The sequence below is a fragment of the Pontibacter mucosus genome (genome assembly GCF_003054055.1).
GTDB classification, from domain to species: domain Bacteria; phylum Bacteroidota; class Bacteroidia; order Cytophagales; family Hymenobacteraceae; genus Pontibacter; species Pontibacter mucosus.
In genome coordinates, this window is the sequence record NZ_QBKI01000009.1 from 187,242 (window position 1) to 208,999 (window position 21,758).

General features: G+C 54.4%; 27 protein-coding genes. 12 read left to right on the forward strand and 15 right to left on the reverse strand.

The features are described 5' to 3' along the window. Positions 1–16: 16 nt before the first annotated feature. From C8N40_RS17365 to C8N40_RS17425, 15 genes are all read right to left on the reverse strand, one after another. Positions 17–424, reverse strand: coding sequence for a hypothetical protein (locus tag C8N40_RS17365; RefSeq protein WP_108213076.1), 408 nt, complete (start codon positions 422–424; stop codon positions 17–19). After that, a complete protein-coding gene (locus C8N40_RS17370) occupies positions 421–933 on the reverse strand; it encodes a GNAT family N-acetyltransferase (RefSeq protein ID WP_108213077.1) in 513 nt (170 codons plus the stop codon). The genes C8N40_RS17365 and C8N40_RS17370 overlap by 4 nt, the downstream gene beginning before the upstream one ends. Before the next feature lie 10 nt (positions 934–943). Next, a complete protein-coding gene (locus C8N40_RS22770) occupies positions 944–1,087 on the reverse strand; it encodes a hypothetical protein (RefSeq protein ID WP_170114141.1) in 144 nt (47 codons plus the stop codon). A gap of 574 nt (positions 1,088–1,661) precedes the next feature. After that, positions 1,662–2,291, reverse strand: coding sequence for a type B chloramphenicol O-acetyltransferase (catB, locus tag C8N40_RS17375; RefSeq protein ID WP_108213078.1), 630 nt, complete (start codon positions 2,289–2,291; stop codon positions 1,662–1,664). A gap of 451 nt (positions 2,292–2,742) precedes the next feature. Further along, positions 2,743–3,276, reverse strand: a complete 534-nt coding sequence (locus C8N40_RS17380; RefSeq protein WP_108213079.1) for a dihydrofolate reductase family protein — start codon at positions 3,274–3,276, stop codon at positions 2,743–2,745. A 73-nt stretch (positions 3,277–3,349) separates the two neighbouring features. Continuing rightward, on the reverse strand, positions 3,350–3,676 hold the full coding sequence (locus tag C8N40_RS23160; RefSeq protein ID WP_245905167.1) for a helix-turn-helix transcriptional regulator: 327 nt from the start codon (positions 3,674–3,676) through the stop codon (positions 3,350–3,352). Between the two features lie 11 nt (positions 3,677–3,687). Next, the gene (locus C8N40_RS23165; protein ID WP_245905168.1) at positions 3,688–4,083 is read right to left on the reverse strand and encodes a DUF6597 domain-containing transcriptional factor; all 396 of its coding nucleotides are present in this window, start codon (positions 4,081–4,083) and stop codon (positions 3,688–3,690) included. 293 nt (positions 4,084–4,376) lie between these two features. After that, positions 4,377–4,967 (reverse strand): alpha-ketoglutarate-dependent dioxygenase AlkB family protein, encoded by a 591-nt coding sequence (locus C8N40_RS17390; RefSeq protein WP_342749991.1) that lies wholly within the window; start codon positions 4,965–4,967, stop codon positions 4,377–4,379. Positions 4,968–4,971: 4 nt separating this feature from the next. Beyond that, positions 4,972–5,217, reverse strand: coding sequence for an Ada metal-binding domain-containing protein (locus tag C8N40_RS23340; protein WP_108213081.1), 246 nt, complete (start codon positions 5,215–5,217; stop codon positions 4,972–4,974). Between the two features lie 3 nt (positions 5,218–5,220). Further along, positions 5,221–5,922: a 2OG-Fe(II) oxygenase gene (locus C8N40_RS17400; RefSeq protein ID WP_108213082.1), complete on the reverse strand. Its 702-nt coding sequence runs from the start codon at positions 5,920–5,922 to the stop codon at positions 5,221–5,223. A 1-nt stretch (position 5,923) separates the two neighbouring features. After that, entirely contained in the window at positions 5,924–6,646 is a 723-nt protein-coding gene (locus C8N40_RS17405; protein WP_108213083.1) for an alpha/beta fold hydrolase, read from the reverse strand. 64 nt (positions 6,647–6,710) lie between these two features. After that, on the reverse strand, positions 6,711–7,562 hold the full coding sequence (locus tag C8N40_RS17410; RefSeq protein ID WP_108213084.1) for a methylated-DNA--[protein]-cysteine S-methyltransferase: 852 nt from the start codon (positions 7,560–7,562) through the stop codon (positions 6,711–6,713). A 323-nt stretch (positions 7,563–7,885) separates the two neighbouring features. Further along, positions 7,886–8,521, reverse strand: a complete 636-nt coding sequence (locus C8N40_RS17415; protein WP_108213085.1) for a P-loop NTPase family protein — start codon at positions 8,519–8,521, stop codon at positions 7,886–7,888. Then, positions 8,505–9,281 carry a transcriptional regulator gene (locus C8N40_RS17420; RefSeq protein ID WP_108213086.1) on the reverse strand — a complete coding sequence of 259 codons (777 nt, stop codon included), beginning with the start codon at positions 9,279–9,281 and terminating at the stop codon, positions 8,505–8,507. The genes C8N40_RS17415 and C8N40_RS17420 overlap by 17 nt, the downstream gene beginning before the upstream one ends. Next, positions 9,278–9,550, reverse strand: a complete 273-nt coding sequence (locus C8N40_RS17425) for a helix-turn-helix domain-containing protein (protein WP_108213087.1) — start codon at positions 9,548–9,550, stop codon at positions 9,278–9,280. Before C8N40_RS17425 ends, C8N40_RS17420 begins: the two co-directional genes overlap by 4 nt. Before the next feature lie 365 nt (positions 9,551–9,915). Between C8N40_RS17425 and C8N40_RS17430 the strand changes: the two genes are divergently transcribed. From C8N40_RS17430 to traJ, 12 genes are all read left to right on the forward strand, one after another. Then, positions 9,916–10,314 carry a plasmid mobilization protein gene (locus C8N40_RS17430; protein ID WP_108213088.1) on the forward strand — a complete coding sequence of 133 codons (399 nt, stop codon included), beginning with the start codon at positions 9,916–9,918 and terminating at the stop codon, positions 10,312–10,314. Beyond that, positions 10,308–11,576, forward strand: coding sequence for a relaxase/mobilization nuclease domain-containing protein (locus C8N40_RS17435; protein ID WP_108213089.1), 1,269 nt, complete (start codon positions 10,308–10,310; stop codon positions 11,574–11,576). The genes C8N40_RS17430 and C8N40_RS17435 overlap by 7 nt, the downstream gene beginning before the upstream one ends. 9 nt (positions 11,577–11,585) lie before the next feature. Beyond that, complete coding sequence (mobC, locus tag C8N40_RS17440) at positions 11,586–13,520, forward strand: conjugal transfer protein MobC (RefSeq protein WP_108213090.1); 1,935 nt, start codon at positions 11,586–11,588, stop codon at positions 13,518–13,520. 231 nt (positions 13,521–13,751) lie between these two features. Continuing rightward, the gene (locus C8N40_RS17445; protein ID WP_108213091.1) at positions 13,752–14,600 is read left to right on the forward strand and encodes an RteC domain-containing protein; all 849 of its coding nucleotides are present in this window, start codon (positions 13,752–13,754) and stop codon (positions 14,598–14,600) included. 219 nt (positions 14,601–14,819) lie between these two features. Further along, the gene (locus tag C8N40_RS17450; RefSeq protein ID WP_108213092.1) at positions 14,820–15,314 is read left to right on the forward strand and encodes a hypothetical protein; all 495 of its coding nucleotides are present in this window, start codon (positions 14,820–14,822) and stop codon (positions 15,312–15,314) included. Between the two features lie 51 nt (positions 15,315–15,365). Continuing rightward, on the forward strand, positions 15,366–15,710 hold the full coding sequence (locus tag C8N40_RS17455; RefSeq protein ID WP_108213093.1) for a DUF4134 domain-containing protein: 345 nt from the start codon (positions 15,366–15,368) through the stop codon (positions 15,708–15,710). Between the two features lie 10 nt (positions 15,711–15,720). Beyond that, positions 15,721–16,068, forward strand: coding sequence for a DUF4133 domain-containing protein (locus tag C8N40_RS17460; RefSeq protein ID WP_108213094.1), 348 nt, complete (start codon positions 15,721–15,723; stop codon positions 16,066–16,068). Continuing rightward, a complete protein-coding gene (locus tag C8N40_RS17465; protein ID WP_108213095.1) occupies positions 16,052–18,529 on the forward strand; it encodes a TraG family conjugative transposon ATPase in 2,478 nt (825 codons plus the stop codon). Before C8N40_RS17460 ends, C8N40_RS17465 begins: the two co-directional genes overlap by 17 nt. 12 nt (positions 18,530–18,541) lie before the next feature. After that, positions 18,542–19,231: a conjugal transfer protein TraI gene (locus tag C8N40_RS17470; protein WP_108213096.1), complete on the forward strand. Its 690-nt coding sequence runs from the start codon at positions 18,542–18,544 to the stop codon at positions 19,229–19,231. Position 19,232: 1 nt separating this feature from the next. After that, positions 19,233–19,862: a hypothetical protein gene (locus C8N40_RS17475; protein WP_108213097.1), complete on the forward strand. Its 630-nt coding sequence runs from the start codon at positions 19,233–19,235 to the stop codon at positions 19,860–19,862. A gap of 8 nt (positions 19,863–19,870) precedes the next feature. Further along, on the forward strand, positions 19,871–20,515 hold the full coding sequence (locus C8N40_RS17480; protein WP_211318135.1) for a TerB family tellurite resistance protein: 645 nt from the start codon (positions 19,871–19,873) through the stop codon (positions 20,513–20,515). 15 nt (positions 20,516–20,530) lie between these two features. Next, complete coding sequence (gene traJ, locus C8N40_RS17485; protein ID WP_108213098.1) at positions 20,531–21,757, forward strand: conjugative transposon protein TraJ; 1,227 nt, start codon at positions 20,531–20,533, stop codon at positions 21,755–21,757. The last annotated feature ends 1 nt before the right edge of the window (position 21,758 follow it).

Below are 21,758 nucleotides of genomic sequence, written 5' to 3' on the forward strand. Positions count from 1 at the left end.
GCCAGGGGTAGTACTATCAATCGTTAAGCTTAACCATACAAACGAGTTCGTTAAGCGATTTATAGTATTCAATAGAGGAACTCTGAGCATGCACGTTTTCTACCTTAAATAAGGCGTTGAAAGTTTCCTCAATGCATTCAATCTTTGTTTGCCAGTCCTCAATTGATTCGGTAACGTAGCTTCCTTTTTCTATAAGAAAATACGCACAGTTATATTGTGCCGCTTCATTTTCAAACTGCTCTAATACAGCAGCCTTATAGGTTATACCCTTCTCTCTTTCCTGATAAATGCCAAAGAATCTTCTTCCTTTTCTTGTTGGCAGCATATGCTCAAGTTTTAAGAAAGCTTCTTTGACTCCGGCTGGAAAAGAAGTTGCTTCCACATAAAACAACTTCAAATCTTTGTCCAGGTGTACTGTTTTCATTTGGATCTCAGCAAGGAGTAAACTATGGAATCATAGATATGGTCATTTATTTTGTAATGCTCTTTTAGAAGACCTTCCCGGGTAAATCCCAGCTTCTCAATAACTCTGATGGAAGGTAGATTAGATGGACCAACGAAAGCTTCTATTCTATTCAACTTCATTACTTTGAAGCCATGTTCAATAACACATGTGAGTGCTTCATGCATAAACCCTCTACCTCTAAAGTTCTCATGTAAAGAATAGCCTAATTCTGCCCTTTCATGTTCTTCGTACCAATTATGAAAGCCACAGCTTCCAATCACTTTTTGTGACTCCTTCTCTATCAATTCCCACTTAAGCCATTTCATTTCAAGGTTGCCCAGACGCTTGTTGCTTCTTATTAATTCAGCATTAAGTTGCTCCTCCGTGTCCAACCCCAAAAAACCAAGCTGCTCTTTCACGGGCAGACGCAGTAGATCCTTTTGAACTTGTTTTGTTCGTTCCCTTAAAATCAGTCTTTCTGTTTTCATCCTTTAACAGTTAGTGGCTTAGAGGTAACATAGTTAATTTCATCGCCAGGTTCTCTTTGAAGCTAATATTTAGTGCTTTACCTGTTGAAAGCACACCCCGTTTTGGCAAAGCGCAACCTTCACCTTTTATATGTTTGAATACTCCTTCAATCATGAAGGTTTTTGCAGCTTTTTGCAGGCGGAGATTCTTAGTCTCAAACGTCCGAAGAACTGAGTCTTAGAATTAGCCCCTTCCTGTCCTCCGAATAACGAAATCCCTGCTTGCACATAGGCCCTGTTAGAGGGCGCCATTTAGTGTTTCCGATTATTCTGTAACTCCAGAAGTTCTCTGTCTATCAAGTCAGCTGATATCTTATAAGCTTTGATTCTGTTTGTTTGCAGCGTCTTTTGTGGTGAATTATCCTTTATGTTTTGTAATTACTTTTCACATTTGCTGATTGTTGAATTAACAGCGAATCTAGCACCCTGTAATTCTTTTTCACTGTATGTCAACACTTTGGTCATTCATTTAGATAATTATCCCTTGTATTAAAAGTTCTCAAGGTGGGCTTCAGCTCCCGCTCGTTGTTGGTTTGAATAAAAGCGACACTTTTGTTAAAACAGGTGAAATTAAAACAACTAGAAAGAAAGTAGAAGCAGAGGAGAAATCAAGAAAGTAATGAGTTTGTCGTTTATTCATCTTGTGCGACTTATCAAAAATGACCTCTGATTTACGAGGCCCTTTTGGTTTAAAATTTCCTTTTAAAGAACAGATACAGGAGACCAATGTTACTGGAACATAAAATAGGTATTGCTTCCTTTAAAATTTCTTCATCCCAATCCCACCACTTCATCTCTAAAAGCATTTGGATATGTTCTTCCTCAAAACGTTTCTTAATGATCTTAGCAGGATTTCCGCCTACGATGGCATACGGTTCTACATCTTTGGTAACCAACGCTCTGCTTCCGATCACCGCTCCGTCTCCAATTTTAACGCCAGGCATAATCATGGCTTCACTACCTATCCAGACATCATTCCCCACAATCGTGTCACCGGCATTTTGAAAGCCATCCTTGCTGTCTCGAAAGCATTCGACTTCTGACATATAGAAAAAAGGGAAACTCGAAATCCAGTCATAACGATGCCCCTGATTTCCTGCCATGATAAAACTTGCTCCACTTCCTATAGAGCAATAACTTCCAATGATTAGTTTATCTACACCGGTTCTGTCAGGGAAAAGATATCGAGTGCAATCATCAAAAGAATGGCCGTGATAGTAACCTGAATAATAAGAATATTTACCAGCTATGATGTTAGGATTGGTGATATGCTCATTAATTATCTTCCCTCTAAAAGGGCTTTCAAAAAAGTTATTCATTTCATCACATGTTAAATTAAACAATACACAGCATCTGAAACCAGTAATACTGTACTACTTTACCATGCCCGCATGTAATGGATAGAAGGCCTGAATTTTATTTAATTCAATATGCTAACCTGCTATTTTTATAAAGACGGTGATACAAGCAACTGAATCACAACCCACTAATCACTGCCGCTTTATTAGGTTGTAAATTTTAGAAATCGTGGAAGGGAAGCGTCTCTTAAAATGTGAAAGTACGTTCGGATTGGGTAATTCAGAATGGACACTTCTCCGGTTTGTACCTGGGCGTGTCCTGCTGTTCAATCACCGCTGGCAATAAGGAGGGTATAAAACGCAGGGCATTTCAGAGCTAGGCACCTGCCCGTCGTGACTTCTTTTGCTAAGAACCGAAAACGAGTCGGAACCTCTATTCGCCCTACGTTTTATACCCCATGTTGGCGATTCGTTATTTATTTCGCCTGTAGTGTAACTGCGTTAATCCTGTATCAAAGGTTTTAGCAGTCACAAATTCAAGTGTTTGTTCCGGTCTGCCATCTTTGAACAGTCTTGTTCCAGCCCCTAACAATACGGGAACAATCGAAATGATCAATTCGTCAATCAGGTCGCTTTTCAAAAATTCGTTGATAACTTCCGCCCCACCGTCACAATAGATGTTTTTCCCGTTTTCGCTCTTTAGTTGTTGCACCAGTTCCGTTAAATCGCCGGTGTAGAACTTTATTCTGCCAACACTTGGTCTTTCCGTTCGGGTAATAACATACACATCTCTTTCGCCATTGTCATAATGCGAAGTGCCTATTTCTCTATGAACCCAATCATACGTTTTTCTACCAATAATAATGGTGTCAATGTTTGAGGTAAATTCTGCATAACCATAATCCTCGCCTTCTTTTTCGACTAATTTCAAAAAGCTGAGGTCATCATTTGGTTTGGCAATGTACCCGTCCAAACTTGTCGCGATGAAGAGTGATAATTTTCTCATAGTAGTTTATCTGTTGATTTTTCTGCAATAATAAAATGGCGCACCCATTTCTACTTTGGAAAAAAACGACAGATCAAAGTTGTGAGGGGGAAAGTCCGGTATTGCGTTTTATCTCGTTGGTCAGATGTGAATGGTCGTAATAGCCATACTCAAATGCTATATCCAATAAACTCCGTTTCATATCTGGGCTCTTGATTGCAGCCAACGCATTTTGAAAGCGGACTATGTTCGAGTACTCTTTTGGCGTTATGCCTACATGCGTTTTGAAATTTCGCTCCAACTGTCTTATAGATATGGAATTTCTCTCGGCAAGTTTGCTTATGCTTAGCTGGCCGTTCGACTGGTGAATATCGTCAATAACCGCTTGTAACACGCCGCTCCTATTTTGTAATCGGTCCATAAAAAAAACATTCAGGTAGTATACCGGGTTTTAAGGACATTGCCTATGTCAAATGCATGAGCGCTTTCGAGCCGAATGGTTTTGTTCGTCAGTTCATTTTGAGGTGCATAGTTGTAGAAATTGGAGAAAGCTCCTGGTTTCAGGCATACTCCAATCAGGTGGGTGTTGGAGTTGATCAAACTGTCCTTATAAGAAGTCATTGCCCCCACTACATACGTTTTGCCAAAATCCATTACAGCTGCACCATTGTCGGTGATACAAGTATCCCCTAGATTGACCACCAAACCGGGACATCCGTCAGGGAAGTTTCGCTCCCACTGGTTATCACTGTCGTTGCCTTTTAACTGCCAAAAGGAATGAATATATGGTTCTAATGAAGTACAAGGTTTTGTTTCTTTATATTTCATGGGTCTACGGAGTGTCGGTTTACCATGGCTGCCAACGTTTAGCTATGCAAGCTTCCCAAATATTTAAGCCATTGTGTAGTTGTTTTTCAAATTACAATTTCTCCCGGTAATTCTACTGACACCCTGAAATTCAGCGCCTGGTGGGGCCGGTGGTGCTGGTTATAGCCCTTGCGCTCAATAATTGCAGCTGAGCACAAAGGCAGCTAAAATGTCCTGTAATTCCTTATAAAAGTGTTTGCAGAGAGTTCCTGTTCCTGGCGGCTCTGCTGACACACGGTTTAACTATAATCTGTTTAATGACTAATCGTCCTGAAGGTCAGGTTTACTCTTGGCTTGTTGATGAGCCTGGTCGGCGGAAGTCGATGTAACCAGAAAGTCTGAGTCGTATCTTTCATCACCAAAAGGCTTCCATGTTCTAGAAGCAGTTCTATTTTTTCTTTTGTGGTTTTGTGCTTGAAAGCAAATTTTCTCTCCGCCCCGAAGCTTAAAGAGGCAATGGCTCCGTCTTTCTTTAAATCTGTCTCTGCATCGCTGTGCCACGCCATTCCTTCTTCCCCGGTGTGGTACAGATTAAGTAAACAGGAGTTAAATGTCTCACCTGTCTCTTGCTCCACTATGGTTTTTAACTCCAAAAGTTCCTTCGTCCATGGCAGCGCATATTTAGTAGTGTTAGAGTAAGTGTATTCAAATGGTTTCTCCCCATACCATGCAACTTTTCTTTTGGTGACTATTTTTTTTCCAAACATAACTGCTTCATCATTCCTCCACGCAATCGTGCTGAGTAGCCTTTCTAAGTAATGGACGGCATCCTGGTGCTGGAATACTATGCCGTAATAGTGGACCGTTCCATCTTTGGGCAACCAGTTTTTTGTTTTATCAATCATGTCCTTAAACAAGCTCATCCTTCCACTTTTTGTATGCCGCTCTCATGCAATGTCCGCAAGGGCGATAACCGTTCTCAACAGCGTCGTTTTCTGTTAGAAAGAAAACCCTGTTCTCTTTTCTCATTTTTTTGCCCAAGCTACAGGTCAACTTTCCATAAATCTTCAGTTTACGGTTACCGCCAAACTGGATCCTTGCCTGCCTGATACTGCTTCTCAGTTCCCCATTGAATAGGTTGGTGTGTCGAATCATATCCTAGCTCAAAGCATCGTGAAAAATAATGCCTAAGGTGTACCGCTCTCCACTGTGAATCTCACTTACACCATGTTTCATATTTACCCGATAGTAGCCTTTGGTTCCTCTTTCCGGCTTAAAGTTGGTAGTAAAAATGAGCATATCCCCTTTTCTGGGTTTTAAGACAATGGCTTTGGACTGAGCCCTCGGAATCTGCTGGGTCAGCACAAATTCTCCGCCCGTGAAATCTTCTTCAGGTTCGTTCAAGAATAAAACTGTCTGTATGGGAAAATAAACATCGCCGTACAAGTCCTGATGCAGCGTATTGTAGCCGCCTTCACTGTATTTTAGTATTAGAACGGTTGCCTTTTCCTGATGATAGGCCCGGCATTGCTGCAACAGTTCCTTGTGTGTGGCAGGGAACTGCCTGTCAATTCTCAATGCACTGAACCAGGCATTTGCAATTGGTGCAAGGTACGGGTAAAGGCCTGTTCGTATATGCTGTAGGAGGCTGGGTAACGGGTAGTCAAAATACTTGTACTCACCCAATCCAAAACGGTGGCGTGCCATCACAACCTTTTTCCTGTAGGCATCAGGACTATCATAGTTTGATTTTAAATTCTCACATTCACTACTCTCTAAAAAACCTGGAATAATGACAAATCCTTTGTTGTGCATTTGCCTTGTAGCGAAATCCCAGTCTATCAAACCAATGTTTCTCATCTTATAGCAAGCTGATTTCCAAAAATATATCACAAAGAGCGTCCGGCCTGCTAAAAAATGGGGAGTGACTCGTATTCATTTGATACACTTTTTGGCACGGGGTTTCCTGATACATCATTTGCTGAATAAAGGGGGTGACTGCCCTATCTTCTGTACACTCAATGTAGAACCTCGGAACACTGCCAAACTTTTCATCTGTAAGCTTGAGTGGAACAGTTGCTGACTCAAAGGGCTCATGACTCAGTAAATGCTTTGCCAGGTCTATGATGTAGTCCTCACAATCATGATACAGGCCTTCTCTGTAAATTTCAGGTCTTAATGTGGTGGCGTTAAGGGTCGGGTCAAAATCAATATAGGGTTTAAGGCAGCACTGTGTATCCTGAACAGAATACTCTCTTTGTGTTTTACCATCAGGAACCAGATAAGCAGCTAAGTAAATGAGTTTTTCAATTTTAGCCGGCCTGTATTCTGCTATCTGTGAAATCATAATCCCGTTTTTGGAATGCCCCACCAGTATTACTTTTTCATCCATTGTATCCAGTAAGCTGCAAACACTTTCCACTGTAGTGGACATTCTCACGCTTTCAATTGGGGTTTTGTCCTTTCCCATACCTGGGAGGTTGATCGCAAGTGCTTTATGCCCCTTGCTTTCCAAGATGGGAACTACTTTGTGCCAGTTCCATGAACCGTGCCATGAACCATGCACTAAAACAAATGTCTTCATACTTCATAATTAAGTTAGGTGTCAAAGATGGGGAAGCTTGCTGCGGCAGGACACCCGAAACTTGCTATGTTTCTAAAACCTTAGTCCTCGAACTTTCCCAGCCTATGATGGCAGTTTTCCTTATGTTCCCCCACATATAGCCACCAATGTTACCCGAGTTTTGAATGACCCGGTGGCAGGGAATCAGAAAAGCCACAGGATTGCTGCCAATTGCCGTTCCAACTGCTCTTGAGGCATTAGGACTTCCTATCTTCTTCGCAATATGGCTGTAAGTAGAGAGCTGGCCCATGGGGATTTTCAGAAGGGTTTCCCATACTTTCAGTTGAAACTCTGTTCCTTTTAAATGCAATTTGATTTCGGGCAGATTGCTCCAGTCATGTTGAAAAATGGAGAGGGCGTTTTGCTGCAGCATGTCTAATTTCTGATGAAAAGCCGCGTTTGGAAATTTCTGCCTTAAATTGTTTAGTGCACTGGGTGCATTATCGTCAAAAGCCATGTAGCAAACGCCTTTTGGTGTGGAAGCCACGAGCAAGTCTCCGAAAGGGCTTTCGGCAAAACTATAATTGATCATAAGTTTTTTACCGCCGTTTTTGTATTCGGCGGGTGTCATGCCCTCTACGTTGATGAAAAGGTCGTGTAGTCGCCCAGTGCTAGAGAGCCCTGTTTCAAAAGCGACGTCAAAAAGTGTGGCTTGCTGGTCCTGCAGTAACTTCTTAGCGTGTTCAATGCTGATGTACTGCAAAAACTTTTTTGGTGTTGTGCCCGCCCACTCGCTGAAAAGGCGTTGAAAATGAAACGGGCTCAGATGCACTTTCGAGGCGACCTCGTCAAGGTGTGGTTGTTCTTTAAAGTTCCCCTTAATATACGCTATTGCTTCGGCAATGCGATCGTAATTGAGTTGCTGCTGTTCGTTCATTGCTACTGAATTTTATATAGCAAATGTCAAAACTGTATTGCTATGATAAAATCCGAAACTTGCTGAATTTTGCCTGAACTATCTCTCTTCTATACAAGCAATTAGTTATCAGATCATACAACCCGTACTCGTTTCACTCCGTCTGAGATCCTTAAAACTCAAGATTCGCCTGCATATCAACTCCACCAGCACTGCTTTTATGTAGCGAATAAAGCAAAACCCTGTGATTGACTGTTATAAAGGTTTATTTATGCATCAGCAGCCTTCTCCAGCTGAGAAATTTCCTGTTCGGCTTCGGCCAGCCAAAAAGGTACCTGTGGGTCCTACCGCCGCTTGTCTTCCGCGCTGCCCGGAAAGCTTACCAGGTTAAACATTTCCCGCATCCTGGATCGGACCCTGAGCCCATAGGCCTGCTCTATCTCCGCGCTGGTCAGGTTGGTGGTCAGATGGGTTTTGAGCCCGCTGGAGACAAACAGGTCATAGCGGCTCAGCAGCACTTCTCCCATGACCTGGCAGCTGCTCCCATAGTGCCGCTGCACCGGCTCGGTGCCCAGGTCATCAAAGCAGTAGACAGCCGGTTTATTGCCAGGGCCCGTGCTATACCGCCCGATCACCCCATACCCCACCTGCTGAAAGGCAAAGCTTACCTGCCGGCACGAAAGCACCCTGTAGCGATCCTCGGCCGGCAGTAGCAGCCGCAGCAGGGTCATCAGGCTGGTCTTGCCGCAGCCCACCGGACCGGTGAGCAGCACACCTTTGCGCAGGCTCAGACCCTTGGCGCTGGCTGCCTCCCGGTTCCCGCTGGCATAGGCCAGCAGCCGCCCCAAGAGCAAATGGTCCTCCTCATAGAGCCGGAAATGTGCCCCGTACAGCCGCTTGCCCTGTCTCTCCAGCCAGGGGAGCACCAGGGCCATCCACTTCTCAAACGTGCCGGCATCCGGCTCAGAGCGGCTCTGCATAGTTCCTCTCCCCTTTTAACTCCGGGACATGCGCCTCCTGCTGACTGTACATGTTGCAGGCCCACTTGTGGGCTGCCGCCTGCCAGTCCTGCATCGGCTGGCGGCCCACCATCCACCCGTTGGCGCGGTAGTGGTGGAAGAAGCGCTGGCTCTCCAGATCCGGGTAGCCGCATACCCTGAAAAAGTGCCGCACCTCCTCCAGCGTTGGGGGCGTGATGGCTGACGCGGCTTTCTTTTCTTTTTCGGCGCAACCTTTTTCTTTTCTTTCGCTGCCTGCCGCCGCCTCCCCGTTTGAACCGCCTTCATGCGCGCGGGCGGTTTCTCCCCCGTTTAAGCTGTTTAGGCTGTTTAAAGAGTTTCCACTGTTTAAGGAAGGTTCCAGGTCCCGTCCAGCTCCACGACAGTCCGCGTCCAGCTCCTGTTCACCTCCGGTACAAATAAAAGCAGGCTTCTTCTGGACTTGCTCCTCCACAGCCAGGCTGAGCATATAGACCAGGCTGCCGCGGTAGTGGTTGAAGGAGGGCACATACTGCAGGTATCCCCAGGCATGCAGCTCCCGCAGGCACTTGTGGTAGGTGACGCGCGAATGGATATGTGAGGTGGCCATCACCTCCTCCCGGGCAATGGAAATAGGGTTACGGAAACGGTGCACGTTCCACTGCTGGAAGAGGGCCATGTACAGGCTGATGTGCGTGGGGTTGAGACGGTAGTCGCCGGAAACTCTCCCAAAAAAGCCATTCAGGTGCAGAATGTAGTTCATGACCGGCCCTCCTTTCCCTGCAAGAGCCGGTTAATATCCTCGGTGCGGTAATACAGCGTGCCGCCTACCTTGACCGAAGCCAGAGTACCATCCACCCGCAGCTTCTGCAGGGTGGATGGGGAGATCTGCAGCATCCGTCGCACCTCGGCGGATTTGAGCACAGGCAGGAGCGCCTGGCGCTGCGGCTTGCCCAGCATATGTTGCAGGTCTTCGAGCAACTGCCTGCGAAACTGCTGCAGGTCTTCCTTGGTGATAAGTTCTACGGACATAACAGTGTGCTTTTGGTTAGGTCCCGAAGGTGCGCCATCCGCCGCACCCCTGTTCACAAGCAGCACCCAAGGGGGGATATATTTCTGGTGTATTATCTGTCCCCCCTCCGGCCGGGCTTGTGAACTCCCCGTCCTCTGACAGGTCATCTTAGCTCAAAAAAACAGCAGCCATGATCACCTTCCTTCCTTTCCCCCATCCTCCTGAAACCCGCCATTCACTCCGATGCCTGAAAGGTTTTATTGCCCCTGCGGCAAGGAGAAAGCGCTGCGGTCTGGTGCAGCGAGCCAGATGTACTTTTGTATACCAAAAGCGTTTTCAACCCCTCGGAACTCGGGGTCTTTCTTTCCTTCAAACAGCATAAACCATGGGCAGAAAGAAAAAAGCAGACGCTGCGGAGCTACTCTCCCATCCCATCCTTTTCCGGGTACGGCAGCGGAAGTACGAAGAACTGGAGCAATTGGCACAGCAGAGCGACTGCCGCTCCGTCGGAGAGGTGCTCCGACGCATCCTGGAGGGCAAACGGATTGTCCTTTTCCACAAGGACAGCTCCCTGGACGGGGTGGTTGAGGAGCTGGCCGGCGTGCGGGAGGAACTGCGGGCCATCGGGGTGAACATCAACCAGATCACGCGCCACTTCAATGCCTCCACGCAGGCCCACAAGCGGGTGTTCCTGGCCCACCAGGCCCTGGAGCAGTACCGGCAGGTAGGGAAAAAGGTCAACACGCTGCTCGCGCTCATCTCCCAGCTGGCCCGGCGATGGTAGCGCGCATTATCACAGGCAAAAGCATCCGCGGCGCCCTGCGCTACAACGAGCAAAAGGTGCTGGAGGGAAAAGCCGAGCTCCTGCTCGCCCACCGTTTCCTGCAGGAGCCAGAGACGCTAAGGTGGGAGGACAAGCTGCAGCGCTTCGCGCGCCTGACAGAGAAAAACCCACGGGTGCGCACCAACTGCGTACACATCTCCCTCAACTTTGCCATGGGGGAAAACCTGCCCGGCCAGACCCTGCAGGCCATTGCGACCGAGTACATGGCCCGCCTGGACTTCGGGGGCCAGCCTTACCTGGTCTACCGGCACACGGATGCAGCCCACCCCCACCTGCACATCGTCACGACCAACCTGCAGCCGGACGGCAGCAGGATCCCCCTGCACAACCTGGGCAGGTACCGCTCGGAACCGGCCCGCAAAGCGCTGGAGCTTCGCTATGGCCTGACGCAGGCAGAGGGACAGCAGGAAACTCCCCTTGAGGCCCTCCTGCGGCTGCCGCTCTCGCGGGCCCGTTACGGTAAGTCTGAGACAAGGCGCAGCATCGCCCATATCGTCAGCGTGGTGACCCGCACCTACAGTTACACCAGTCTGGCGGAGCTGAACGCTGTGCTGGGTAGCTTCCGGGTGCGGGCAGACCGGGGTGGGGAGCAGACGCAAATGCACCGGCGCGGGGGCCTGCACTACCGCCTCCTGGACGATAGCGGACAGCCGGTGGGCGTGCCGCTGAAAGCCAGCAGCCTGCCCGGCAAACCTACGTTGGCGACCCTGGAAAGACGCTTCGCCCAGCACAAGCAACTGCGCAAACCCCTGCGCAACAAACTCCGGCAACGGGTGGCGGAAGCCCTGCAAGCTTACCGCCCGCACGACAGGACCTCGCTTGCGGCCTGCCTGGAGCGGGCACAGATACAGGTGCTCTTCCGGGAGGGAGCCGGCGGCCGGGTGTATGGCGTGACCTTCCTGGACCACGGGCAACGGGCAGTGTTCAACGGCAGCGAGCTGGGCAAGGCCTACAGTGCCCAGGCACTCCTGGACCGGCTAAAGGCAACCACCCCTCCCATACCCGCCCCCAGGCAGGAGGCGCGACCTTCCCCGGCTCCCGGCCCGGTATCAACCGCGAGCCAGGAGTCCCCGCCGGGCCAGGGGCTTTCGGCCCCTTCCCTGCTGCAGGAGCTGCTTCAGGCCAGCCCCGAGCCAGCCTACCTGCCCTATGAGCTAAGCAAGAGAAGGAAAAGAAGAAAGCGACGAAGACCTGGACTGTAAATCAATCCCATGAACACCGGCGAAAACATACAGGGCCTGCGCCAGGTCCTTGACTTTACGCGGCTGCTGAGCCTGGCAGTGCTGCTCCTGCACGCCTACATCGCCTGCCATGCCGCCTTCCAAGACTGGGGGCTGACTGTCCCCCTCGCGGACCGGGTGGCCTGGAATTTTGCCCAGCTGGCCCTCTTCCAGGAGCCCTGGCGCGCCAAGGCCGCCGCAGGGCTCCTGCTGCTAGTCTCCCTGTTAGGTGCCAGGGGCAGAAAGGACGAACGCCTCAAGCTCCGCCATACCCTGGCGCTGCTCCTGCCCGGTCTGCTGCTTTATGGCTCAAGCCACCTGCTGCTGGGCAGCGCCTCTTTTCTGGCTGCCGCCTATCTGAGCACGACCCTGCTGGGCTACCTGCTCCTGCTGGCGGGAGGCACGCGCCTGACACGCCTGCTGCGGCAGCGCCTGTCACCTGACATCTTCAACCGCGACAACCAGTCTTTCCCGCAGGAGGAGCGCCTCCTGGAGAACGCCTACTCGGTGAACCTGCCGGCCCGCTACACCCTCCGGGGCAAGAGCCGCCGCAGCTGGATCAACATCGTCAACCCTTTCCGGGCCCTGCTCGTGATCGGCACCCCCGGGGCGGGCAAGTCTTACTTTGTCATACGCCACGTGATCACGCAGCACATCGCCAAAGGCTTTGCCCTCTTCCTTTACGACTTCAAGTACGACGACCTGACCCGCATCGCTTACAACGCCCTGCTCCGCCAGAAGGACGACAAGCGAAAGTTCTACCTCATCAACTTCGACGACCTGACCCGCACCCACCGCTGCAACCCCCTGGACCCTGCCGCCATGACCGATATCACCGACGCCACCGAAGCCTCCCGCACCATCATGCTGGGGCTTAACCGGGAATGGATAAAAAAGCAGGGGGACTTCTTCGTGGAATCACCCATCAACTTCGTCACAGCCATCATCTGGTTTCTGCGGCGCTACCAGCAGGGGCGCTATTGCACCCTGCCCCATGTGATTGAGCTCATGCAGGCCGACTATGCCGAGCTCTTTGCCGTGCTGCGCACCGAGCCTGAGATAGAGGTGCTCATCAACCCCTTCATCTCGGCCTTTGAGCATGAGGCCATGGAACAGCTCGAGGGACAGGTGGCCAGCGCCAAGATAAGCATGGCGCGCCTGGTCTCCCCCCAGCTTTACTACGTGCTCTCGGGCAACGATTTCACGCTGGATTTGAACAACACCCAGGCCCCGAAAATCATCTGCCTGGCCGGCAACCCACAAAAGCAGCAGGTCTACGGCGCGGTGCTTTCCCTGTATGTGTCGCGGGCCATCAAGCTGGTCAACCAGAAGGGACGCCTTCCCAGCAGCCTGGTGTTTGACGAGTTCCCCACCATTTACTTCAACGGCATTGACAGCCTGATCGCCACGGCCCGCTCCAACAGGGTCGCCACCACCCTGGCCGTGCAGGATTACAGCCAGCTCAAGAAGGACTATGGCCGCGAGCAGGCCGAGGTGGTGATGAACATCGTCGGCAACATCATCAGCGGGCAGGTCTCCGGGGAGACCGCCCGCCAGTTGTCCGAGCGCTTCGGGAAGATTGTGCAGCAGCGGCAAAGCCTCTCGGTCAACAGCAGTGACACCTCCCTGAGCCGCTCCACACAGCTCGATGCCGCCGTGCCGCCCGCCACCATTGCTTCCCTCTCCTCCGGGGAGTTTGTGGGCACGGTGGCCGATGAACCGGCCTGCCCCATTACACTCAAGGCCTTCCATGGCTTCATCGAAAATGATCACCAGGCCATCGCCCGGGAGGAAAAGCTCTACCGCCCGATCCCTGAGATCCGGCAGGTGACCCCGGACGCCGTGCAGTGGCAATACCGGCAGATAAAAGAGGAGGTACAGAACATGATCGCCTCTATCCTTACCAAAGGTTCATCACATCCTTAACATATGTTCGCACAATAAAACACTGCCTATCAGCCACTTATACATTTACCACAGCGCTTATTGTGCTTATTCATCAAAGTCTGGCAACCTCCTGGCGGGGATTCCATACCCCTACCCTGGAGGCTAACCGAGCCCGCCTGCAGGTGCTCCGGCCTCCTCCTCAAGCCGGGTGGCTCCGCGTTCCGCCGCCTCCCGGTGCCTGCTCCCGGGAAACCTAAACAGCCAAACTATATGATACAGCAAGCCAACCAACTCTACGAGGAGCTGACCCAACAGCTCCGCGAAGCTGAGGCGCAGCCCTTCCCCTCCCCGGCACAGCGCCAGGAAAAGCTCCTGCAACTCATCCGGGAGGCCATCGCCACCCTCAAGCAGCAGATCATCCACCATGACTTTCCTGACGAGCAGGAGGAGATCCAGTTCTTCAAGCAGGTCAAGCCCCGGTTTACCAGCCTGCTCATCTACCATGCCCGCGTAGGCTTAATCGAACTCAAGAGACCGCTGGGCAGCCTGCAGGACCTGCGACGCCACTACGAGAACGAGCTGCTGCTCATCCGCATCTTCTACGACCACCACGTGCAACTTTACCAGTACCTGCTCTCCGGGGCCACCTACCTGGACAGCCGCCTCTTTGTGCGGGGGAAAGCGGACCCGCCCTACCATGACAGCACATCGTCCGTGGACACGGACACCCGCTTCAGCACCCACTACGATTACATTGTGGCGCGCCTGGAGGCTAACCGCCGGCTGGGCGAATACCTGATTCAGGCCATTCAGCGACTGGAGCAGGGGCAGCTCGAGCCCAGTCCCTGGCATACTTCGCAGCCCATGACCTGGACAGGCTCCAAAGTCTTTCTCATCGAGCTAGCCTACGGCCTGTATGAGTCGGGACAGATCAACAATGGCACAGTGGATTTGAGCGAGATCACCCAGCAGCTGGAAACCTTCTTCGGGGTGAAACTGGGAAACGTCTACCGCACCTTCCAGGAAGTGCGCCAGCGCAAGAAAGACAGCCGCACCAAGTTCCTGGACCTCATGCGCGAACGCCTCCTCCACCGCATGGACGCCCTGGACGAAGCCTGATCCCCAGACCGATGCTAAGGGCGTGCACATATGGAAAAGGCCCTGCGGACTTTCCCACATGCACACACCGGTGGTAGTAGTTTGTAGTAGGGGGAGCAAAAATATTTTCTAAAAATATATCCCAAGTAAGGGAGGCCTTGTGAAGAAGGGGCTGGGAGACTCCCCAATTTAGCCGTACCAAGCCCGCCGCACGGGGCGCCGGGCATAAATGCAACAGCCATGCTTTCAGACATCCCCTGGTCCCAGTTTTTCCTTGTTGCCGCCGCGGCACTCCTGCTCTACTACCTGGCCATCGCGCTGCTCTTCTACAGACAAAATATCAAGCGACTGCTTACCCGCACCTATCTTCGGACAGGCCTGCCAGCCCCACGGCAATCTCCTCCGCAGGCGTCCATGATGGGGGCCGCTTCCGCTGAAGCGGTCCCTCCCCTCTTCACGGCGGGCGACCTGCAGGTTGCGCCGGCCGCTGGTGCCGGGCAGCAGGACTACCCTCCGGAAGCCGCAGCCATCCTGGAGGAGGTGGCTTCCCTTCTGGAGAGTGCCGCCGAGGAGCGCATGGACAAAGCGGAGTTCCTCTCACTCCTGCGCCTGCTCGACGAGCGCCACATGCCCACGGAGGCCGGAAGCCAGGCCGTGCAGCGCTTCCTGCTGGAGCAGGGGGCCGGCAAGCTCTCCTTCCCCCTCACGGCTGCCGATCTGACCGAACGGGGCTAGCCGCCCTTACTTACCGGAACATGTATCATATTTAACATATCTATTCAACTTATGAAAACCATCCTATCCCTCTGCCCCCGCCCTTCCAAGGGCACCTCTGGTGGCCTGCTGGCCCTCGCACTGCTCCTGCTTTCCGCGCTGGCGGCACATGCCCAGACAGGCGACGGACAGGCCGGCATCCAGCAGGCCACCGACATGATCAGCGGCTATTTCGACACCGGCACCAGCCTCATGTACGCTATCGGGGCCATCGTGGGCCTGGTGGGCGCCGTGAAAGTCTACCAGAAGTGGAATGCCGGCGAGCCTGACACGGGCAAGGTTGCGGCCGCCTGGTTCGGCAGCTGCATCTTCCTGGTAATCGTGGCCACCGTGCTCAAGTCATTCTTTGGCGTTTAAGGGCAGGACGATGGCGACGAGTGTCTACCGCATCAACAAAGGCATCAACCGCCCCATTGAGTTCAAGGGGCTGCGCGGCCAATACATCACCTACCTGGCCGTGGGGCTGGTGGCCCTGCTCCTGCTCTTTACCCTGCTTTACCTGGCGGGAACATCCCTCTTCGCCTGCCTGGTGGTGGTCCTGCTCCTGGGCAGCGGCCTTATCGCCGGCGTGTACCACCTGGACAAGACCTATGGGGAGTACGGGCTGAGCAAGCGCCTGGCCCGCCGGCGCATTCCTGCCGCGCTGCGCCTCCGGTCTCGCAACCTCTTCCTCCACCTGCACAGAAAGGAGACCCGCCATGGCCACAGCCGTTGATCTGGAGCGCCTGCTGCCGGTCTATGGAATAGAACAGGGCTGCATCCTCTCCCGCCGGGGCGACATCACGCTGGCCTTCGAGCTGACCCTGCCGGAGATCTTTACCCTGTCCAACCAGGACTACGAGGCCCTGCACCAAACCCTGGTCAAAGCGATTCGCCTCCTGCCCCGCCACAGCGTGTTCCACAAGCAGGACTGGTTTGTGGAGCGCGCCTACCAGGCCGACTTTTCCAATCCGAAGCAGAGCTTCCTGTCACAGGCCAGCGAGCGCTTCTTTCAGGGGCGGACTTTCCTCGAGCACCACTGCTACGTGCTGCTCACCAAGCTTCCCGAGGATGTGAAGCCGTCCAGCTCCCTGCTCTCGGGCCTGCTCCGCCACTCCCTGGCCCCGCAGCAAACCCTTCGCCCCCAGCTCTACCAGGACTTCCTGGACAAGGCCGGGCAGCTGGTGCGCGTGCTGGAGGACAGCGGCCTTGTCTCCCTCCGCCGCCTGTCAGATGCCGAGCTTACCGGCACCCCGGAAAAGGCGGGCCTGCTGGAGCGGTATTGCGGCCTGCTACCGGCAGACAGCGCCCCCCTGCTGCAGGACATCCACCTGCGGGACGGCATCCGCATCGGGAACAAGCACTGCCAGCTCTTCACCCTGGCCGATGCGGCTGACCTGCCGCCCCTGTGCGGCTCCCGGGTCAGGTACGACAGCTACTCCACGGACAAGTCCACCTGCAGCACCGGTTTTGCCACCCCGCTGGGACAGCTCCTGGCCTGTAACCACCTGCTCAACCAGTATATTTTTGTCGGTGATGCCCCAAAAGCCCTCGAGCACCTGGAAAGCAAGCGTCTGCGGCTGCAGTCCCTGGCCTCCTACTCGCGCCGCAACGCCCAGGCCTGTGAGGCCACCCAGGCTTTTCTCCAGGAAGCCGTGGGCCAGCAGCGCCTGCCGGTGAAGGCCCACATCAACGTGCTTGCCTGGACGGACGAGCCGGCCGGGCATGCGGAGCTGCGAAACAAGGTATCCTCCGCGATCACCCAGCTTGACGCCACCCCCAAGCTGGAGACGGACGGGGCCCCGCAGCTCTTCTGGGCAGGCCTGCCCGGTAATGCCGGGGACTTCCCCATGAACGAGACCTTTGACACCTTTGCCGAGCAGGCCTGCTGCTTTCTTAACCTGGAAACCGATTACCGCTCCTCCGACAGCAAGGTAGGCCTGCGCTTGGGGGACCGGCTTTCAGGTAAGCCCGTGCATGTGGACATTTCGGATGAACCCATGAAGCGGGGCATCTGCTCCAACCGCAACAAGTTTATCCTGGGTCCTTCGGGCAGCGGGAAATCCTTCTTCACCAACCACCTGGTGCGCTCTTACTATGAACAGGAGGCACACATTGTGCTGGTGGATGTGGGCCACTCCTACAAGGGTCTCTGCGAGCTGGTCGATGGCTATTATTTTACCTATGATGCCCGTACCCCCCTCCGCTTCAACCCCTTTTACCTGGGGGAGGCGGCCAAACCGGACACGGAGAAGGGCGAAAGCATCAAGACGCTGCTCAAGGCGCTCTGGAAAAAGGACAACGAGACCACCACGCGTGCCGAGTACGTGGCAATCTCCAACGCGCTAGATCAGTATTACCTGCACCTGGCGGCGCACCCTTCCCTGTTCCCCTGCTTTGACACCTTCTATGAGTTCGTGCGCGACACCTTCCGGGAGCAGCTCCAGGAAGACGGCGTAAAGGAGAAGGACTTTGACCTGGGCAACTTCCTCTACGTGCTGCGCCCCTTCTACCAGGGAGGCCAGTACGATTACCTGCTCAACGCCCGGGAAAACCTGGACCTGCTCTCCCAGCGCTTCATCGTCTTTGAGCTCGACAACATCAAGGACCACCCTATTCTCCTCCCGGTAGTGATCATCATCATCATGGAAGTATTCCTGTCCAAGATGCGCCAGCTCGAGAACGTCCGGAAGGTCATCCTCATTGAAGAGGCCTGGAAGGCCATTGCCCGCGAAGACATGGCCGAGTACATCAAGTACCTGTTCAAGACCGTGCGCAAGTTCTACGGGGAGGCCATCGTCGTCACCCAGGAGGTGGAGGACATCATCTCCTCCCCGGTGGTGAAAGAGGCCATCATCAACAACTCCGACTGTAAGATCCTTTTAGATCAGCGCAAGTACCTGCACCATTTTGACAAGATTCAACAACTGCTGGGCCTGAACGAGAAGGACAAGGCGCTGGTGCTCTCCGTCAACCGGAATAACGACCCGAACCGGCTCTATAAAGAAGTCTTCATCAGCCTCGGCGGAAGCCACTCCAAGGTCTACCGCACCGAGGTGTCCACGGAAGAGTACCTGGCCTACACCACCGAGGCATCGGAGAAGCTGCAGGTACGTGCCTACGCCGCCAGGTATGGCGGCGATATCGCCAGCGGCATCGCTGCCCTGGCCGAAGAGAGACGCCTTCAGAAACATTAACCCACCCCAACCATGAAAGCAACCTATCACGCTCTCTTACTAACCCTGCTGCTCAGCACCGCCGTCGCACTGCCCCCGGCCTATGCCCAGGATCCTGTCACCGAGGCCATCAAGGCCGGTGTTAAAAAGGTCATTGTAGCCGTGGACCTGCAGGTGCAGCGCATTCAGAATGAGACGATCTGGCTGCAGAACGCCCAGAAGGTTCTCGAGAACAAGCTCTCTGAGCTCCGGCTCACCGAAATCTCGGAGTGGACCGAGCGGCAGCGGCAGCTGTACGCCGACTACTACGAGGAGCTCTGGAAGGTAAAGGCAGCCATCGCCACCTACCACCAGGTCCGGGAGATCATTGCCCTGCAGGGAGCCCTGGTCTCCGAGTACAGGCGGGCCTACGGCCTGTTCCGGCAGGACGGCCAGCTCTCCCCGGCAGAAATGGACTACCTCTACCGCGTTTACGCGGGCATCCTCTCTGAGAGCATCCAGCACCTGGACCAGGCCCTGCTGGTGACCAGCCCCTTTGCCACCCGGATGAGCGACGGGGAGCGCCTGGCACGCCTGGAGGAGGCGGCAGCGGGCATCCGGCAAAACTACAGCGACCTGCGGCGCTTCAACGCCCGGCAGCTCCAGCTGTGCCTGCAGCGCGCCCAGGAGCAGGGAGACCTGGAGGCCATGCAACGACTCTACGGCATTCCTACAGGCTACTGACATGAGGCAGCTCCTTCTCCTTCCCCTGCTCCTGCTGGCAGGAGGCACGCTCCAGGCGCAGACCTTTGACGAGTGGTTCCGCCAGAAAAAGACACAAAAGAAATACCTGGTGCAGCAGATCGCCGCCTTACAGGCTTACTCCGGCACCCTGCGGCAGGGCTATGCCCTCGTCCAGCAGGGACTCCATGCCGTGCACACGATCAAGCAGGGCGACCTTGGCCTGCACCAGGACTTCTTTTCCTCCACTAGCACCGTGAATCCCGCCCTTGCCCGGCTTGAGCAGATCCAGGAGATGGAAGCCTGGCAAGTGACACTGGAAAAGGCCTTCAACCGGGCACGTTCCCTGCCTCTGTTACATGACACTGAGCAGGCGCACCTCGAAGCGGTCCGCTTGGCCGTGCTGACTCAGCTACGCTCGGATCGGGAGGCGCTCCGCAACACTATAACGGCAGGTGAGCAGGAACTAAACGATGCGGCCCGCCTGAAAAGGCTCCAAAGCATTCAAACCAGCATGCGCGCAGCGGTGACCTTCGCCCTGGGCTTCCTGTCCGACCTGCAGCAACTCTCCCGGCTGCGCGAGAAGCAGTCAGCTGAGGCTGTGCGCCTGCACCAACTCCACGGTTTACATTAATTGACAAGATGATGAGACAATTTCCCCTCCTAATTCTGCTGCTCCTCTCCCTGAACCTTGCCGCCCCACAGCGGTCGCTGGCCCAGGCAGAGGAGATACAGCAGCTGCTGCTCAACGCAGAAAAGCTCCGCCAGCTCAAGAGCATCCTCTCGGACATGAAGCAGGGCTACGACATCCTCCACCGGGGCTACGGCACCGTCCGGGATATCTCGGAAGGAAGCTTCAGCCTGCACCACGCCTTTCTGGAAAGCCTGCTTGAGGTAAGCCCGGCCGTGCGCCAGTACCGGCGCGTGGCAGAAACTATTGCCCTGCAGCAACGCCTGGTGCAGGAGTACCGCAGCGCCCACCGCCGCTTCCGGGAAGCCGGCACGTTCACGCCCGGGGAATTGGCCTACCTGGCCTCCGTCTACGACCAGCTTGGGGAGGAGAGCCTCCGCCACCTGGAGGAGCTGGCGCTCGTGCTCACGGCCGGGGAGCTGCGCATGGCCGAGGCTGAGCGGCTGGCGGCTATCGACCGCCTTTATGAAGCCACAGCCGATAAACTTGGTTTCCTGCGGCACTTCAACCAGCAGGCTACCCGCCTAGCCCTCCTACGGGCCAGGGAACAAAACGACCTGCAGACCTTACGACTGCTCTTTCCCTCAAACCCCTAACCCGCATCAAGGTCCATGAAAAAACACCTCTCCCTTTCCTTTCTGCTGGTACTGTGCCTCCTCTGGCCAGCGGCCGCCCGGGCGCAGGGCCTGGCCGGACAGATGCAGGGCCTGCACCAGGTGCTGGCCCAACTCCACGAGCAGATGCTTCCCCTGTGCGAGCAGCTCATCGGCGTAGGGCGCGGCCTGGCCGGCTTCGCCGCCCTGTGGTACATCGCCTCCCGCGTCTGGCGCCACCTGGCCGATGCCGAGGCGGTGGATTTCTACCCCCTGCTCCGCCCCTTTGCCCTGGGCCTGGCGATTCTGCTTTTCCCGGCCGTGCTGGCCCTGCTCAACGGGGTGCTGCAGCCCACCGTCTCCGCCACCGGCGCCATGGTAGAAGACTCCGACAAGGCTATTGCCCGCCTCCTGGAGCAAAAGCAGGCCGCTATCCGGCAATCGGATGCCTGGCACATGTATGTGGGGCTCGACGGTGCGGGTGACCGGGACGAGTGGTACCGCTATACCCACCCGGAGGACCCGCTCGGGGAAGGGGAAGGCCTGCTGGAAAGCATCGGCAACGACATGAAATTTGCCATGGCCCGGGCATCGTTTAGCTTCCGCCACTCCATCAAGCAGTGGATGTCCGAGGTACTCGAGGTGCTCTTCCAGGCAGCCGCCCTGTGCATCAACACCATCCGTACCTTCTACCTGGTGGTGCTCTCCGTGCTCGGGCCCCTGGTGTTCGGCCTCTCCGTGTTTGACGGGCTGCACCACACCCTCACCGTCTGGATCGCCCGCTACATCAATGTCTTCCTCTGGCTCCCGGTGGCCAACCTCTTCGGTGCCATCATCGGCAAGATACAGGAGCACATGCTGCTGCTCGACATCAGCCAGGTGGAGGCAAGCGGGGACACTTTCTTCAGCGCCACCGACACGGCCTACCTCATTTTCCTGCTCATCGGCATTGTGGGCTATCTGACCGTACCCAACGTGGCCAATTACATCGTCCATGCCGGCGGCGGCAACGCCCTGCTCTACAAGGTCACCAACCTGCTTAGCAGCGCCAGCCACACGACAGTCTCCGTCGGTGGCATGGGGGCCAGCTACGCGGCCACCACGCTCGGGGCCGGGGCAAGCCAGCTTGTCCACGGCATGGCCAGCTTCAGCAGTGCCCCCCACCAGACAGAAACCGGCCAGCCGGGCAGCGACGGCCCCGGCAGCTACCAGCACGAGCGTCTTTCCGGAAAAACCACCCCTTAAT